Below are 13723 nucleotides of genomic sequence, written 5' to 3' on the forward strand. Positions count from 1 at the left end.
TCTTCAGTAATTTGTACTCAGCCTTGTACTTGCTTTGCAATTTACATGGCTAGACGCTTACGTTAATGAAGGCATTGTACCGCCGCAGCCCATTGGGTGCTACGCATGAGATAAGAGAGAACTTCGAAGAGACCTTCACGCAAAGAAGCACCACCCATCCTCTTTCAGCCCCGCTAAGCGCATTGCCGGACCGAACATCATGGATTCGATTTGCTGGGTATCGAACTGTTTGGGGGGTCACCTACGCTCCGCTTCAGTGCAACAATAGTATAGCTTTTTGTGCATTAGAAATGCTCATCGAGGCAGGTTCTGGCAATGCAGGTAAATCGGATCGAATTGCGAAAATTGCTTCAATCGCTCCCAGTCAAGAATCGTCAAACGTTTCTTTTCCAGCGATACCAAGCCCTCCTGACGCAGCTTTTGAAGAGCACGGTTGGTATGTACCGGTGTCAGCCCCATCGACTCGCCGAGTTCCGCCTGGGTCAGTGGAAACTCAAAACTGTCGTTTTCAGCACAACCGGCAATCTGTGAACGTATCAGCATTTCACAAAAGACATGTGCCAGTCGTGCCGCGGCTGGCCGAGTCCCCATATTGACCAACCATTCTCGCAAAACGGCTTCATCCACTAGGATGGACCAGAAAAGCGCTCGCGCCAGGCGATGATGATTTTCCATGATGTTACGCATTTCATCTGCTGGAAACTTGCGCAGTCTCATTGGCGTAAGCGCACGTATCGAGTGATCCATTTTCTCAAGGATGGTGATATGCACATCGCATGGATCTCCCGGGATCAGGTAAGCCATGATGTGAACCTCACCGTTTTTCAGAAGTTTGTAGCGACATGCCCATCCCTTTTCTATGAGGTAGACGTGCTCGGGTCGCTCGCCCTCGTTGATAATGACCTCACCTTTGTCCACATGAAAGCTTTGGGTAGCCGCATTCACCAGCACCTGTTTTTCTTCGTTGGAGAGAGTCATGTAGTAACTCAGCTTATTAATTAGTGCCTCAATCACTGCCTCTCTCCTCTGTTTGGTTTTGGTTTATAGCTACCGTTTATATAGATAAAGTTAGTGTGATAGGCATGGAAGAGAGAAAAAGAATTTTTTCAACAAAAAACTGGTTAGGTTGTAATGCTTAAATTAGGGCTGTTGACGGCTGCCTTGAGCGCTTGCATGTCGCGCGGGGCAACCCCCAAGTCGCACCAGTCTTCCGGATGGCAGCTGAACAACAACACCTGATGGCGCTCTGCGGCATCGAATAGAATCCGTTTCATCTGCTCCAGACGCTGGGCGTCGCTGTGCACCAAGGCGTCGTCAAGAATGATAAGCGTAGGACGCCCTGCCTCACGCAGCAAATCTGCGTAGGCCAGGCGACTGATCAAACCCATCTGCTCGCGCGCACCGAAGCTCAGTGCTTCCAGGCCACCATGCTCAACTCCAAAAGTTTGCGTACGGGTTAACTGAGCGGGAATCAAATTTTCATCGACGCTCAGGCTGGCCTGAGGAAACAACAGCGCCAGGTAGTGGTTGAGATGCCGCTGTAACGGGGCCTGCAGGCGCTGAGTCAATGCCTGGCGTTTTTCCTTGAGCAACGTATGTAACAAGGAAAGCGCCGCCATTCGCCGTTGCATCTCAGCGTAACGACGTTCGAGTTGCTCGCAAACCAGCAAGCATTCTGTGCGTTGCTCTTCCAGCCCTTCGGCACTATGTGCCTCAAGACGGCTATGTAGCTCGGTCAGCGCCAGCTCGCGATCATGGACGGCTTTTTCAAGCTGCTCGGCGCTACGCGCAAAGCGCTGCACATCCTGCTGTAGCAATACAGGCTGTGCAGCGTTGATACGCTGTTGTCGATTGGCAATGCGCTGTTCAAGCGAGGCATGCTCAGCGCGCTGCTCCACTAACTGCTGACTGAGTTCGCGTTCGCGCTGCTGACGATCTGGTGCCGAGAGCTCAGCCTGTAAACGCTGCAATTCTGCATCATTATTGACCGCATCCCGGCGGGCGCCGTTCAATGCCAGCTGGTGATCGCTCTGGCGCTTTTCGGCCATTTTAAGCGCCTGTTCAGCTGCTGTGCGTTGCGCTTCGGCATCAACCAGGCTCGGCGCTTCCTCAGCTAGTACCGTCGAGTTGCGACATTGTGCGGAAAACGTCTCGCATTGCTGTTTGCAGCTCTCACATGCCTGGCTCAACAAGTCGATACCTTCCGGTGCCAAGCTACTTAATAGCCGCTCGTTGGCCTGAATTTCGATATGCAAACGTTGATAGACTTCCATGCGCTGTTCGGCTTCGGCCAGGGAAGTGATCTCAAGTTGCTCGAACAGAGCCTTGAGTGCCTCTTCCAGCTGTCTATGCCGGCGTGACAGCTCGCCGATATCTTCTCCGCCTGGAATGATACGCAGACGCCCCACGCCGGGGATCATCATTTCCCCCGACTCGAGCAGTAACGTCTCCCCCTGCATGGTCAATGCCTGGCCATCGAGCTCGACTGCCTGGTCCGGCAATATATCGTATTGCAGGCGTGTAGCGACGCTTTGCAGCCGAATGCCCAGGTCGTCGCGTTGCTTGTGTTGCTTGCGTAGCTTGTCCAGGATCGGCTCATCGATTCTCCGGCATGGTAAAGCCCGGCGCTGCTCCAACAACTCAGCCTGGACGCGGTAGGCTTTTTCGAGTCTGTCATCCAGAGCGACACGTTCCCGAGACAGACGTTCCAACTCCTGCAGCAAGCGACCTGCCTGCTCTTGCTGTCGAGCTTGCTGCGCGATATGGCATGCCTGCCGATAGCTTTTTTCCGCTCGCTGATGCTCGGCATTGATATCAGCATTCCCCTCATTCAGCGCCTGCAGAGTTTGCTTGGCGTGCTGGGCAGCACTCTGGCGCTGCAGCAGCGTCTGTTGCTGACGCTGGAAAGCTTCGAGCTGCTCACGCAGAAGAATCAGGGTATTCTGACAGCTTTGTAACGCTTGCTGATCCACTGCCTGGGCCTGTTGAAGGGTCTCGACGTCGGCCAACGCTTTTTCGGCGGCCTGTTGTTGCTGGCGTAGCATTTGCCAGGGTTTTTCCCGAGCATCCATTGCATGCTGCTTACGCAGCTCGGACAGTCGGTCGACCTCTTGGCGATAGTTGGCAATACGCGTTTCCAGACCGACAAGCTCTTCTCGCTGCTGAGCAATCTGGACGGGGAGTTTGGCGAATTCGCCTCGCGGCTTTCCGGTAGCAGTGAGAAACACGGCCTTCTGGGTGGCCACCGCCTGGATAATTTCATCTCCTCCGCTGCTGGTCACCTCTCCCAGACCAGCTCCCAAGGCCGATTGCAAATGATCGGCCGCATGTTCCACCGCTGGCCGCAGTTCATGCCCGGCGCCCTGCTCGATCCACAGAAGTCCGGGAATCCCCCAATGCTCTGCCTTGCTGGCCCCGCGTGCGGGATGTTGAAAGCCCAGCAGATCAGCCAACTGCTCTTCGGCGTCATCTCCACTGTAATGCACGCCGGCAATCTCCAAGTCACAGCGTTTGCGTCCTAGAAACCGTTTTTCCAACCGCCAATGCCGATCCTGCCAGTCGAACTCAAGCGTCACCTGAGGCGTAGCCGAGGAATCGCCCCAAGGTTGCAGGTCGCTGACACTGCTGGAACGGTGACGCTCGAAAAAGGCAGCACGGATGGCGCTGGCAATGGTGCTCTTGCCGGATTCGTTAGGGCCGGTAAAAACATTGATCCCGGGCTGGAGATTATCCACCATCAAGGGATGCTGAAACTGGCGTAGCTGCTCAATGCGTATTCGCTTGAGTTTCATGCGTTATCTTCCCGTTCCAGCGTGCCCATACCCAATGCCGATTCCTCGGCACTCGATGCAGCCTGGGGCAAGCGCTCACGCAGCAGGCCCGCCAGTAGCACCAGGGCATCGCGGGAGGCTTCGTCATCATGCAAGGACTGTTGCGCACGCAGCTCATCGATCACATCCCCTAGATAGCCATCGGCATCAAGAGCGGCAACATCGGCATCGGTAGGCTGCAGGCGTAGTGCCGAGAGATCGTACTGCACGCTGCGATGCCGGGCCTCGGCTTCGGCCAACGCTTGGATGAGCCGCTGATGGCCCGCAAGGTCGGTATCTCCCGCAAGGTTCAAGGCCAGTACCGCCGGTGCAGGTAATGCTTCCAGACGCTCGATCAAGCGGTCGATGTCGGAGTCGACTCCTAAGGTTTCCTGCCATTGGCGCCATTGAAACTCTCCCACCTGATGGGCAGTCACCCGCGGCGGTTGACCAGATTGTTCGAAGTCTACGATCAGGGCCTGACCGGCACCGTTATTCTTGAAACGTTCCTGCTCGGGCGTCCCGCTATACCAGGTGCGTTCATCAATCCGTTTGAGACCATGCCAATCACCTAATGCCAGGTAATCCAGCCGGGCGCGTGCGGCCCGCTCGGCGGCGATGGGATTAGGTGAATCGATGTCATCCGCCAGCTGGCCCTGTACGCTGCCATGCGCCAGTCCAAGGCGTAATAGCCCCTCGGGGCTTTCGGCGTTATCGAACCAGGCGGTGAGATCTGCAGATGTCTGGCGCTGGGTCAATGGAGCCGCCAATACAGCGATACCTGACTGGGGAAAGGCATAGACACCAGGTTCAAGCAGTACTTCGACATGGGTTGGAATTGCCCCCAGCCGCTTGGCTCGGTGCCAGACACTCTCCGCCAAAGCGGCATCGTGGTTGCCCGGAATCAAGATCCAAGGACCCGAAAAACCTTGCATGGCATTGAATAAACGCCGAACCGTGCGATCCGAGACAGTCTGTGCATCGAATACATCCCCGGCCACGAGCACCGCCGCCACAGCTTGCTCAGTGGCCAGGCGCGCCAACCGCTCGACAGCGCTGAACCGGGCCTCGGCCAAGGCGAGTGCGTCCTCCGGTGCAAAGCGGCCATATTGGCGCCCAATCTGCCAGTCTGCGGTATGCAGTAATCGCACCCTTTGGGTCTCCTTTCCTGATTAGTTGATTACGTTAGAAATCATGACAGTTATACCATGCGAGAAAAAACAGCGGTGGCAAGAACACCTGTGATGGAAAATATGGAGTCCAACGTCTTTGGCGCCTAAGCTAGGAGAACGCTGATTACAGGTAACCCTCAAGAGAAGGACATATAATAATGAACCTGCACCGTGCGTATCTTCTGTTTGCCGCTATTTACAGTCTTTTGATTATTGTAGGGGTAGTGGCCCTTTTGCTGGGAGGGGGCAACCTTTTCTCCCTAATGCAGCTGGGCATCGGTATGTTGGCGGTGCTCGGTTTATGGGGCTATAGCTTGGGGAAAAGCGTCATGAACCAAAGAACCTGGCGACCGTTGGCACTAGTATTAGCGATAGGGTCACTAGGGCAACTACTGATGGCCATTACCCTGTCGCTTTCTCCAACACAACTGACCTGGATGCTTGCCGGCGCTATCTTTTTCATGCCCCTGGCAGTGATTCTCTATCAATATGGCGACCGTGACCAGGCGCTCTGGGCGACCCCTGAAGAGCGCGACGACGCCAACCACTTGAAAGTATTACTCGATACACAGCCAGAATTGGTGGTGGAAAAACAAGAAGCTGATAGGCGTGCACGCGTACGGATTGCCAAACTCAAAGATGGTTACCGTGCCAATGTCAATCGGCGCCTCGCGGGGACCGAGGAGCAATTCGAAGAGCGCTTTTCCTGTCTTTCAACTCTAGTGTTTTTCGTCGAGAAGTTCACTTGCCTCACCACCCTGGATATCCAAAAGGCTTACGCCCACCTTCCTTCAAAAACTCACTCAAATGTTGAAAGGTGAGCTCTTTGATTAGCGGAAGCGCTCAGCACGGAAAGGGGCCATGTCGATGGGTGGCGTATCGCCTTCTATCATGTCAGCCAATAGACGACCGGTTGCCGGCCCCAAGGTAAATCCCTGATGCCCATGGCCGAACGCTAGCCATAATCCCTTGTGACGAGGCGCCGGACCAATCACCGGCTTCATATCCGGCAGGCAAGGGCGAGCGCCCTTCCAGGCGGTTTGGTCGCACCGTTCCCCCAAGGGGAAAAGCTTACGCGCCATTGTCTCGGCTGCCTTGAGCTGGCTTTCATGGGCAGGAGCTTCCAGCCGGTCAAGCTCCGCCCCCGTGGTCAAACGCACGCCAGCATGCATGGGTGCCAGCAAGTAACCGACTTCGGCATCCATCACCCAGTGATGCAGTTTCGCTTTTGGGGCAAGCCCGTAATGCATGTGATAACCGCGTTTGACGAAAGTGGGAAAATCATAGCCCAGTCCCTTCAGCCAGCTTCCCGCCCATGGGCCCAGCGCGACCACCAGGGTATCGGCCTCCAGGTCACCTTCGCTGGTGTGGACCACCCAGCCTTGCTCCTGCTGGGTTACTTCCTGGAGATCCGCCTGCAAGAGTTCCCCGCCGGCCTTCTGGAACGCCTGAGCATAAGCTTCCACCAGGGCGCCGGGGTCCGCCACCGTCCAAGGATCAAGCCAATGGATGGCACCTATGATGTCTTCACTGAGGTCAGGCTCCTTGACTGCCAGAGCCAAGCCATCCAGCAATTCGAACTGAACGCCGAAACGACCACGCGCCTCTTCGGCTTCTTTCAGGCGTTTGTTCAATTTGCTCGGCGTTCGATACAGCTCAAGCCAGCCATCCTTGCACACCAAGGCCTCGGCGCCAGCCGCCTCGATCATGGGGGCATGTTCCTGCAATGAAAGCTGAATCAGAGAGGCATATTCCGGTACGATTTTCTTGTAGATGGCGGGTGCCGAATTCAGCCAATAGCGTAACAGCGGAGAAGCTGCTTGTAGCATGCCACCTGGTCGGTAGCGAATGTCTACCCGCCGATTGGGAACTACCTTTAGCAAGGTTTTCAAGTCTCGAGGGAAGGGGTACGGCCGTACCGCTTCTCGCTGGATAATGCCCGCATTACCGAAGGAGGTTTCGCGCCCTGGCTTAAGCCGGTCCACCAAGGTTACATCATGTCCCCGCTGAACAAGGTGCCAGGCAATACTGACGCCTACCATGCCCGCTCCCAACACCACTGTTTGCCGCGACATTGCTACCTTCCTTTTGGTTAATTGCTTATAAGGCCAACGCTACAAAATGCTAACCGTCCAAGACTAGAAAATAACACCAATACAGCATGGCTTTATATAGCTTAAAAAACTTTAATCCATGTCTATAGCAGTGTTTAAAACCAACTCCTAGCCATTAGCCGAAAGAAACGCTCATTCTTTTTCACTTGACCACCACAAGCTGACTACGTGGAGCAGAAGGCCTAGGGTAGCACCGTGTGATAACAGGACTTGCCAGCTAATCCAGTCAGTAAAGAGCCAGTGCCATAGGCCCATCAACAGCGACCCCACCACTAGCATGCCCACCAATCGCTTGAGCAAGGCAGGCAGGCGAGCCCGGGCTTCTTGCGGCAAAATGCGCCATTGCATGAACGTTGCCAGCGCCACCACGCCAAGAGCGATCAGGATAAGTGTCTGGCGGGTTTCATGGCCCCCCGCCAGATAACGTGGCAAGGTGGCAAGCATTACCACACACAGGCCGAACGCCACACTCAAACGCCCGGCTGTGGGAGAAGGTCGTTGCATATCAGGCCGCCTTCAACTGCTGGGAGTCAATCCACTGCTCGACCCATGGCACAGCTTCATCGTCAGCCATGAAGGTTTCCATGGCATCGATTTCCAATCGTTCTCCCAGCCGGGTGGCACCATGGTCTTCCAATAGCGCATCCAGCGCTCGTCCGGCACCACAGAACGTTTCTCCGTAAGAACTATCACCCAACGCAATCAGGCCATAGCGCAATTCAGACAAGGCCGGGCCTTGCTCATGAAAAGCGCGCACAAAAGGTACGAAATTACCCGGAAAATCCCCGCTACCGGTAGTCGAAACACAAAACAGCGCTACGTCAGTCTTATGCTGGATGAGGTCTTCAAGCATGGGCTGCTCAAAAATAGTCACGTCAAAGCCCGCCTGTTCAAACAGTGGCTTGACCTGTTCAGCCACATCCAACGCACCACCGTACATAGTGCCCACAAAGATATTCAGCTTCGGCATTATAGGTTTACCCCTGTCAAAGTGTCACAGCACTACTCTAGTAGTCGACAAATACCCGATGATTTTGGTCAAATATTAACAGGTGAAGAAATACCTGCAATAGGAGCCCTCATGCAGCAGACGTTCGAAGCTTGGATCACTCCAGTAATGATCGGCGGATTGATTGTATTCATGTGCTTTATCATCTGGGATCTAGCCAAACAGTCCAACGCGGGGCGTTTCGGCACCCTCATGCTGTTTATCGTTCTTGGCGCTGGTATGCTCGGCTATGTATTCAAAGTCATCATTACCTGGTGGCTCGAAGGAGGTGCTGGATAACGGGGAGACGTATCTATAGCCCACACATGAGAAGGTGCCGCCCTTACGAGCAGCACCTTCCCATGCTAGCTTTTCATTTAGTGTCAGCTAAGTACCAGCATTAACACTATGAAGCGGGATAAGACTCTACCTGCTGCTTGAGCTTTTGGCCTGGACGAAAGGTAACGACACGCCGTGCGGAAATCGGAATTTCCTCACCGGTCTTAGGGTTACGTCCCGGCCGTTCGCGCTTGTCCCGCAGGTCGAAGTTACCGAAACCGGAAAGCTTCACCTGCTCGTTTTCCCTCAGACATGCTCTTATTTCCTCGAAGAAGGCTTCCACCATTGCCTTGGCCTCTCGTTTGGACAACCCCAGCTCGGCATGCAGATGTTCCGCCAGTTCCGCTTTGGTCAACGCACTCATAATGGCTATCCTCCTTGCAGCGAACGCATCGCCAGGAATGTTATGGGCGTACCGTCGCCGTATCGCTTTTGCCATATAGCTACCGTTCTCAGCCGCGCAGTTTTGCACCCAGCTCAGCACGCACCTGGATCACAACCGTATCCACCAACTGATTGATTTCCTCATCATTCAGCGTGCGTGATGGATGCTGCCAGGTCAAGCCCAAGGCGATGCTCTTGTGGCCTTCCGGCACGCCTTTACCCGCATACACATCAAATAATTTGATGCTTGTCAGACAATCGCCGGCATGCCTTTCCACGCTATCGAGCAATACCTGAACCGGCACTTCCTCGTCTAGAAGCAATGCCAGATCCCGACGCACCTCGGGAAAGCGTGAAAGCGGCTCAAAAGCGGGTATACGGCCTTCGCTCAAGGCATCCAGGCGCACCTCAAACAGCACCGCATCCATTTTCAGCCCGAGCTTGGCGCGAACACGAGGATGCAATGTACCGATCCACCCTGCTTCCTGACCCTGGTAGAGGATACGTGCGCTCTGTCCTGGCTGCAGAGCAGGATGCTCGCCGGGCTCGAAACGCCAGTCGGAAGCATTTCCTCCCAGGCCCAGCACGCTTTCCAGATCACCCTTGAGATCATAAAAATCCACGGCGTCGCGGTTAGCTGCCCACCCCTCGGCGTCACGCGGACCGCAAGCCAGAGCACCCAGCATGGGCACCTGGGACAAGCCATCCAGTTCACCGTTGAAGACCAAGCCAGTCTCGAACAAGCGAATGCGGGTTTGCTGGCGGTTGAGATTGTGCTCCATGGCGCGAATCAAGCCGGGGAATAGGCTCGCCCGCATTACCGAAAGATCGGCGGAAATAGGATTCGCAAGCTTGGGTGAAACCGCATCAGGCAATATCGTTGCCTGCAATTCCGGGGCCACGAAGCTGTAGGTCACCGCTTCTTGATAGCCTCTTGCCACCATCTGATGGCGTAGCTGCGATTCACTCAGGCGCGCTTCGTTGGATGAACGCAATGCCAAGCGTGCAGAGGGGCGACGCGACGGCAAATTATTATAGCCGTGTATCCGAGCAACTTCTTCGATCAAGTCCTCTTCGATGGCAATATCAAACCGCCAACTGGGCGCCTGAACCTGCCAGCCGTTGTCATCGGCAAGTACCTGCATACCCAGCCGCTGCAAAATATCGGTTACCTCATCCGCAGCCAGGTCCTTGTCCAGCGCCTGGGCCAAACGCTGCGCTCGCAGGGTAATATGCGCTGAATCAGGCAGATGAGCCTCGCTGACTGCCTCAACCAAGGGGCCGGGACGTCCGCCACATATCTCGAGCAAAAGCTGAGTGGCGCGCTCCACAGCCAATGCGGTCAGGCCCGGGTCAACCCCCCGCTCGAATCGATGGGAAGCATCGGTATGCAGGCCATAGGAGCGCGCTTGCCCCGCAATCGCCAGCGGGGTGAAAAATGCCGATTCCAGAAAAATGGTGCGGGTTTTTGCGCTGACGCCCGAATGTTCTCCCCCCATGATCCCGGCCATGGCCAAGGGGCCGTTTTCATCGGCAATCACCAGCGTTTCAGGACGCAAGGCGATGCGCTGACCATCGAGCAACGTCAGCATTTCGTCTTGCTTGGCCATACGCACCACAATGCCGCCCTGCAAGTTTTCCCGATCAAAGGCATGCAGCGGTTGCCCTAACTCCAGCATGACGTAGTTGGTGACATCAACCACAGGGTCGATCGAGCGCACACCACTTCGGCGAAGGCATTCCACCATCCACAGCGGCGTTTCGACAGCCGGATTGACCTCGGAAATCAAGCGACCGATATAACGCGGGCAGTTCTCAGGCGCCTCTAGCGTTACCGCAAAGGTTTCATCATGAGCAGTCTCGATCGCTGCCATCGCGGGCCCTGTTACGGCCAACCGATTGAGTACTCCCACTTCTCGTGCCATGCCCTTGATGCTCAAGCAATCGCCACGATTCGGCGTGAGATCCACTTCAATGGTGTGATCATCGAGGCCCATGTAGTCGCGAAAGCTCTCTCCTACCGGGGCGCTATCGGGCAATACCAGGATGCCGGGAGACGTCTCTTCCTCCAACCCCAACTCGGAGGCCGAGCAGATCATGCCGAAGGACTCTTCACCGCGCAGCTTGGCTTTCTTGATCCTGAAGTCGCCCGGCAATAGCCCACCAACCTGCGCAAAAGGCACTTTCTGCCCCACTGCGACGTTGGGTGCCCCGCATACCACCTGGACAGGATCACCGCTGCCATCATCCACGCTGCATACGTTGAGCTTGTCGGCATTCGGGTGCTGGGTCTTGCTGAGTACTTCAGCCACCACCACCCCGCCGAATGCAGCCGCTACAGGGGCGACAGCATCCACTTCCAGACCCGCCATGGTAATTTGGTCGGCCATGGCTTGCGTATCCAGCTGCGGTGACACCCAGTCACGCAACCATTTTTCAGAGAATTTCATGGTGATTCCTGTGTTTGGTGGCGGTATCAGGCGAACTGGCGAAGAAAGCGCAGGTCGTTCTCGAAGAACAGGCGCAAGTCATTGACACCATAGCGCAACATGGCCAAGCGTTCGGCTCCCATACCGAAGGCGAAACCAGTGAAGCGCTCGCTATCGATACCACTGTGGCGGAACACTTCGGGGTGCACCATGCCGCAACCCATCACTTCCAGCCAACCACTGTTTGAACACACACGGCATCCTTCACCGCTGCACATCACGCACTGAATATCCACCTCGGCGGAGGGTTCGGTGAAGGGAAAATAGGAAGGCCGGAAGCGAACGGAAAGATCATCACGTTCGAAAAACGCATGCAGGAAATCTTCTATGGTGCCTTTGAGATCGGCAAAACTGACATCCTCGTCCACCAACAACCCTTCCACCTGATGAAACATCGGGGTGTGGGTCAGGTCGGAGTCGCTGCGATATACGCGCCCGGGGCAGACGATGCGTATTGGCGGCTCTTCAGCCTTCATGGTGCGCACTTGCACAGGCGACGTATGGGTACGCAACAGCCTGGTGGCGTCAAAATAAAAAGTATCCGCCATTCCGCGCGCCGGGTGGTGAGCCGGAATATTCAGCGCTTCAAAGTTATGGTAATCGTCTTCGATTTCCGGCCCCACCGCCACGTCAAAGCCAATCCGGGTAAACAGTTCCTCGATACGCTCAAGCGTGCGTGTGACCGGATGCAACCCGCCGTTTGGCTGTCCACGCCCCGGCAAGGTGACATCGATACGCTCGGCCGACAGGCGCGCCTGCAAGGCGACATCTTCCAGCTGCTGGCGTTGCGTATCGATTTCCTGGGCCAGTGCCTGCTTTGCCTGATTGATCTGCTCACCAGCAGCAGGTCGCTCTTCGGGCGGCAACTTGCCCAAGCCCTTGAGCAAGGCCGTCACTTCGCCTTTCTTGCCGAGATAGCTGACACGAATTTCTTCCAGTGCGACAACACTATCCGCTGCCTGGATGGCATGGCGAGCTTCAGACACCAGAGTGGGAAGGTGTTCCATCCGATTAACTCCGAATTAGGCGGCCCCAAGTTCAGCATTGGGGAGGCAACAATAGGGTGACAAAAAAACAGGGGAAGAGCGGCTGCTCTTCCCCTGGATGGGTCACACTGAAATGACCACGGACATATCATGCAGTACAGTTGTGCAACTCTTCAGTTGCCCGGCATGTATGCCTTTACTGGGCAGCCTTGGCTTTTTCCACGATAGCGGCAAATGCTGCCTTCTCGTGAACGGCCAGATCAGCCAGTACCTTGCGATCAATCTCGATACCGGCTTTCTTCAGGCCACCGACAAAACGGCTGTAGGACATGCCGTTCTGACGAGCACCAGCGTTGATACGCTGAATCCACAACGCACGGAACTGACGCTTGCGGTTACGGCGGTCGCGATAGGCATACTGACCAGCTTTGATGACAGCCTGCTTGGCTACACGGAAAACGCGTGACCGCGCACCATAGTAACCTTTAGCTTGCTTAAGAATCTTCTTGTGACGACGACGGGCGACAACGCCACGTTTGACACGGGCCATAACACACTCCTGACTTTATAGCTGATGCCGAGTATTCACGGCATCCAGAGAAAACGACAACGTAACCTTAGAGGTTGGGCAGCATACGCTGAATCAGCGCCTTATCGGCATCGTGAATCAGCTTCGTACCCCGCAGGTGACGCTTACGCTTGCTCGACTTCTTGGTCAGAATGTGGCTACGGAAAGACTGCTTGTGCTTGAAGCCGCTAGCTGTCTTCTTGAAGCGCTTCGCAGCACCACTGTTGCTCTTGATTTTCGGCATGAGAGTAACTCCGCTCAAGTTTTTTAGAAAATCCAGGGCCGACCACCGCAACAGCGGTGGCCCGTTGAAAACGCCGTTGGATCACTTTTTCTTCGGGGCAATGATCATGACCATCTGGCGTCCTTCCATTTTAGGAAAGGACTCCACGGCTCCGATCTCTTCCAGGTCGTTGGCTATCCGTTCCATCAGCCGGCGGCCGATATCCTGGTGTGCCATTTCCCGCCCACGGAAGCGCAATGTGACCTTGCCTTTGTCACCACCTTCCAGAAAGCGTGTCAGGTTTTTCAGCTTGACCTGATAATCGCCTTCATCGGTGCCAGGACGGAATTTGACTTCCTTCACCTGGATTTGCTTTGTCTTCTTCTTTTGAGCCGCTTTCTGCTTTTTCTGCTCAAAGACGAATTTGCCGTAATCCATGATCTTACACACGATCGGATCGGCATTTGATATTTGCACGAGATCCATACCGGCAGCTTCAGCACGCTCGAGGGCTTCGGTAGTGGGCACTACGCCCAACTGCTCACCGTCGCTATCAATCAGGCGTACTTCTTCGTCGGTAATTCTCTCGTTCATTGGGGGGCGCTTGTCTTGAGGGCGCCCGCGCTGGCTGCTTCGCTTGATCGTTCCGTC

14 protein-coding genes are annotated in these 13723 nt (G+C 55.3%); 2 read left to right on the top strand and 12 right to left on the bottom strand.

Features of this window, described 5'->3' with window-relative positions; all coding sequences use genetic code 11:
* Positions 1-294: 294 nt before the first annotated feature.
* From GPM19_RS08430 to GPM19_RS08440, 3 genes are all read right to left on the bottom strand, one after another.
* Positions 295-1014 carry a Crp/Fnr family transcriptional regulator gene (locus GPM19_RS08430; protein ID WP_319928106.1) on the bottom strand — a complete coding sequence of 240 codons (720 nt, stop codon included), beginning with the start codon at positions 1012-1014 and terminating at the stop codon, positions 295-297.
* A 107-nt stretch (positions 1015-1121) separates the two neighbouring features.
* Positions 1122-3791 (bottom strand): AAA family ATPase, encoded by a 2670-nt coding sequence (locus GPM19_RS08435; RefSeq protein WP_160418602.1) that lies wholly within the window; start codon positions 3789-3791, stop codon positions 1122-1124.
* Positions 3788-4960: a metallophosphoesterase family protein gene (locus tag GPM19_RS08440; RefSeq protein ID WP_160418603.1), complete on the bottom strand. Its 1173-nt coding sequence runs from the start codon at positions 4958-4960 to the stop codon at positions 3788-3790. The genes GPM19_RS08435 and GPM19_RS08440 overlap by 4 nt, the downstream gene beginning before the upstream one ends.
* Positions 4961-5139: 179 nt before the next feature.
* On the opposite strand from GPM19_RS08440, the gene GPM19_RS08445 reads away from it, so the two are divergent.
* Complete coding sequence (locus GPM19_RS08445) at positions 5140-5802, top strand: hypothetical protein (protein ID WP_160418604.1); 663 nt, start codon at positions 5140-5142, stop codon at positions 5800-5802.
* A 9-nt stretch (positions 5803-5811) separates the two neighbouring features.
* Here GPM19_RS08445 and GPM19_RS08450 read toward each other — a convergent pair whose 3' ends face one another.
* From GPM19_RS08450 to GPM19_RS08460, 3 genes are all read right to left on the bottom strand, one after another.
* Positions 5812-7056, bottom strand: coding sequence for an NAD(P)/FAD-dependent oxidoreductase (locus GPM19_RS08450; RefSeq protein WP_160418605.1), 1245 nt, complete (start codon positions 7054-7056; stop codon positions 5812-5814).
* Positions 7057-7227: 171 nt separating this feature from the next.
* On the bottom strand, positions 7228-7599 hold the full coding sequence (locus GPM19_RS08455) for a hypothetical protein (protein WP_160418606.1): 372 nt from the start codon (positions 7597-7599) through the stop codon (positions 7228-7230).
* Position 7600: 1 nt separating this feature from the next.
* Complete coding sequence (locus tag GPM19_RS08460) at positions 7601-8065, bottom strand: flavodoxin (RefSeq protein WP_160418607.1); 465 nt, start codon at positions 8063-8065, stop codon at positions 7601-7603.
* Positions 8066-8176: 111 nt separating this feature from the next.
* On the opposite strand from GPM19_RS08460, the gene GPM19_RS08465 reads away from it, so the two are divergent.
* Entirely contained in the window at positions 8177-8383 is a 207-nt protein-coding gene (locus GPM19_RS08465) for a DUF2788 domain-containing protein (protein WP_160418608.1), read from the top strand.
* Between the two features lie 106 nt (positions 8384-8489).
* Here the strand turns inward: GPM19_RS08465 and GPM19_RS08470 are convergent, their stop codons facing one another.
* From GPM19_RS08470 to infC, 6 genes are all read right to left on the bottom strand, one after another.
* Positions 8490-8786 (bottom strand): integration host factor subunit alpha, encoded by a 297-nt coding sequence (locus tag GPM19_RS08470; RefSeq protein ID WP_160418609.1) that lies wholly within the window; start codon positions 8784-8786, stop codon positions 8490-8492.
* 88 nt (positions 8787-8874) lie between these two features.
* Complete coding sequence (gene pheT, locus GPM19_RS08475; RefSeq protein WP_160418610.1) at positions 8875-11256, bottom strand: phenylalanine--tRNA ligase subunit beta; 2382 nt, start codon at positions 11254-11256, stop codon at positions 8875-8877.
* 26 nt (positions 11257-11282) lie between these two features.
* The gene (gene pheS, locus GPM19_RS08480; RefSeq protein ID WP_160418611.1) at positions 11283-12302 is read right to left on the bottom strand and encodes a phenylalanine--tRNA ligase subunit alpha; all 1020 of its coding nucleotides are present in this window, start codon (positions 12300-12302) and stop codon (positions 11283-11285) included.
* Positions 12303-12477: 175 nt separating this feature from the next.
* The gene (rplT, locus tag GPM19_RS08485; RefSeq protein ID WP_114487050.1) at positions 12478-12831 is read right to left on the bottom strand and encodes a 50S ribosomal protein L20; all 354 of its coding nucleotides are present in this window, start codon (positions 12829-12831) and stop codon (positions 12478-12480) included.
* A 67-nt stretch (positions 12832-12898) separates the two neighbouring features.
* On the bottom strand, positions 12899-13093 hold the full coding sequence (gene rpmI / locus GPM19_RS08490; RefSeq protein ID WP_160418612.1) for a 50S ribosomal protein L35: 195 nt from the start codon (positions 13091-13093) through the stop codon (positions 12899-12901).
* A gap of 81 nt (positions 13094-13174) precedes the next feature.
* Entirely contained in the window at positions 13175-13714 is a 540-nt protein-coding gene (infC, locus tag GPM19_RS08495; protein WP_268877320.1) for a translation initiation factor IF-3, read from the bottom strand.
* Positions 13715-13723 lie beyond the last annotated feature (9 nt).

Origin of the sequence: Vreelandella zhuhanensis, assembly GCF_009793355.1 — a bacterium.
Lineage (GTDB): Bacteria > Pseudomonadota > Gammaproteobacteria > Pseudomonadales > Halomonadaceae > Vreelandella > Vreelandella zhuhanensis.

Coding starts and splice junctions, on each gene's coding strand:
- GPM19_RS08435 (WP_160418602.1), bottom strand. CDS start 3,791: ATGAAACTCAAGCGAATACGCATTGAGCAGCTACGCCAGTTTCAGCAT.
- GPM19_RS08445 (WP_160418604.1), top strand. CDS start 5,140: ATGAACCTGCACCGTGCGTATCTTCTGTTTGCCGCTATTTACAGTCTT.
- GPM19_RS08450 (WP_160418605.1), bottom strand. CDS start 7,056: ATGTCGCGGCAAACAGTGGTGTTGGGAGCGGGCATGGTAGGCGTCAGT.
- GPM19_RS08455 (WP_160418606.1), bottom strand. CDS start 7,599: ATGCAACGACCTTCTCCCACAGCCGGGCGTTTGAGTGTGGCGTTCGGC.
- GPM19_RS08460 (WP_160418607.1), bottom strand. CDS start 8,065: ATGCCGAAGCTGAATATCTTTGTGGGCACTATGTACGGTGGTGCGTTG.
- GPM19_RS08465 (WP_160418608.1), top strand. CDS start 8,177: ATGCAGCAGACGTTCGAAGCTTGGATCACTCCAGTAATGATCGGCGGA.
- GPM19_RS08470 (WP_160418609.1), bottom strand. CDS start 8,786: ATGAGTGCGTTGACCAAAGCGGAACTGGCGGAACATCTGCATGCCGAG.
- pheT (WP_160418610.1), bottom strand. CDS start 11,256: ATGAAATTCTCTGAAAAATGGTTGCGTGACTGGGTGTCACCGCAGCTG.
- pheS (WP_160418611.1), bottom strand. CDS start 12,302: ATGGAACACCTTCCCACTCTGGTGTCTGAAGCTCGCCATGCCATCCAG.
- rplT (WP_114487050.1), bottom strand. CDS start 12,831: ATGGCCCGTGTCAAACGTGGCGTTGTCGCCCGTCGTCGTCACAAGAAG.
- rpmI (WP_160418612.1), bottom strand. CDS start 13,093: ATGCCGAAAATCAAGAGCAACAGTGGTGCTGCGAAGCGCTTCAAGAAG.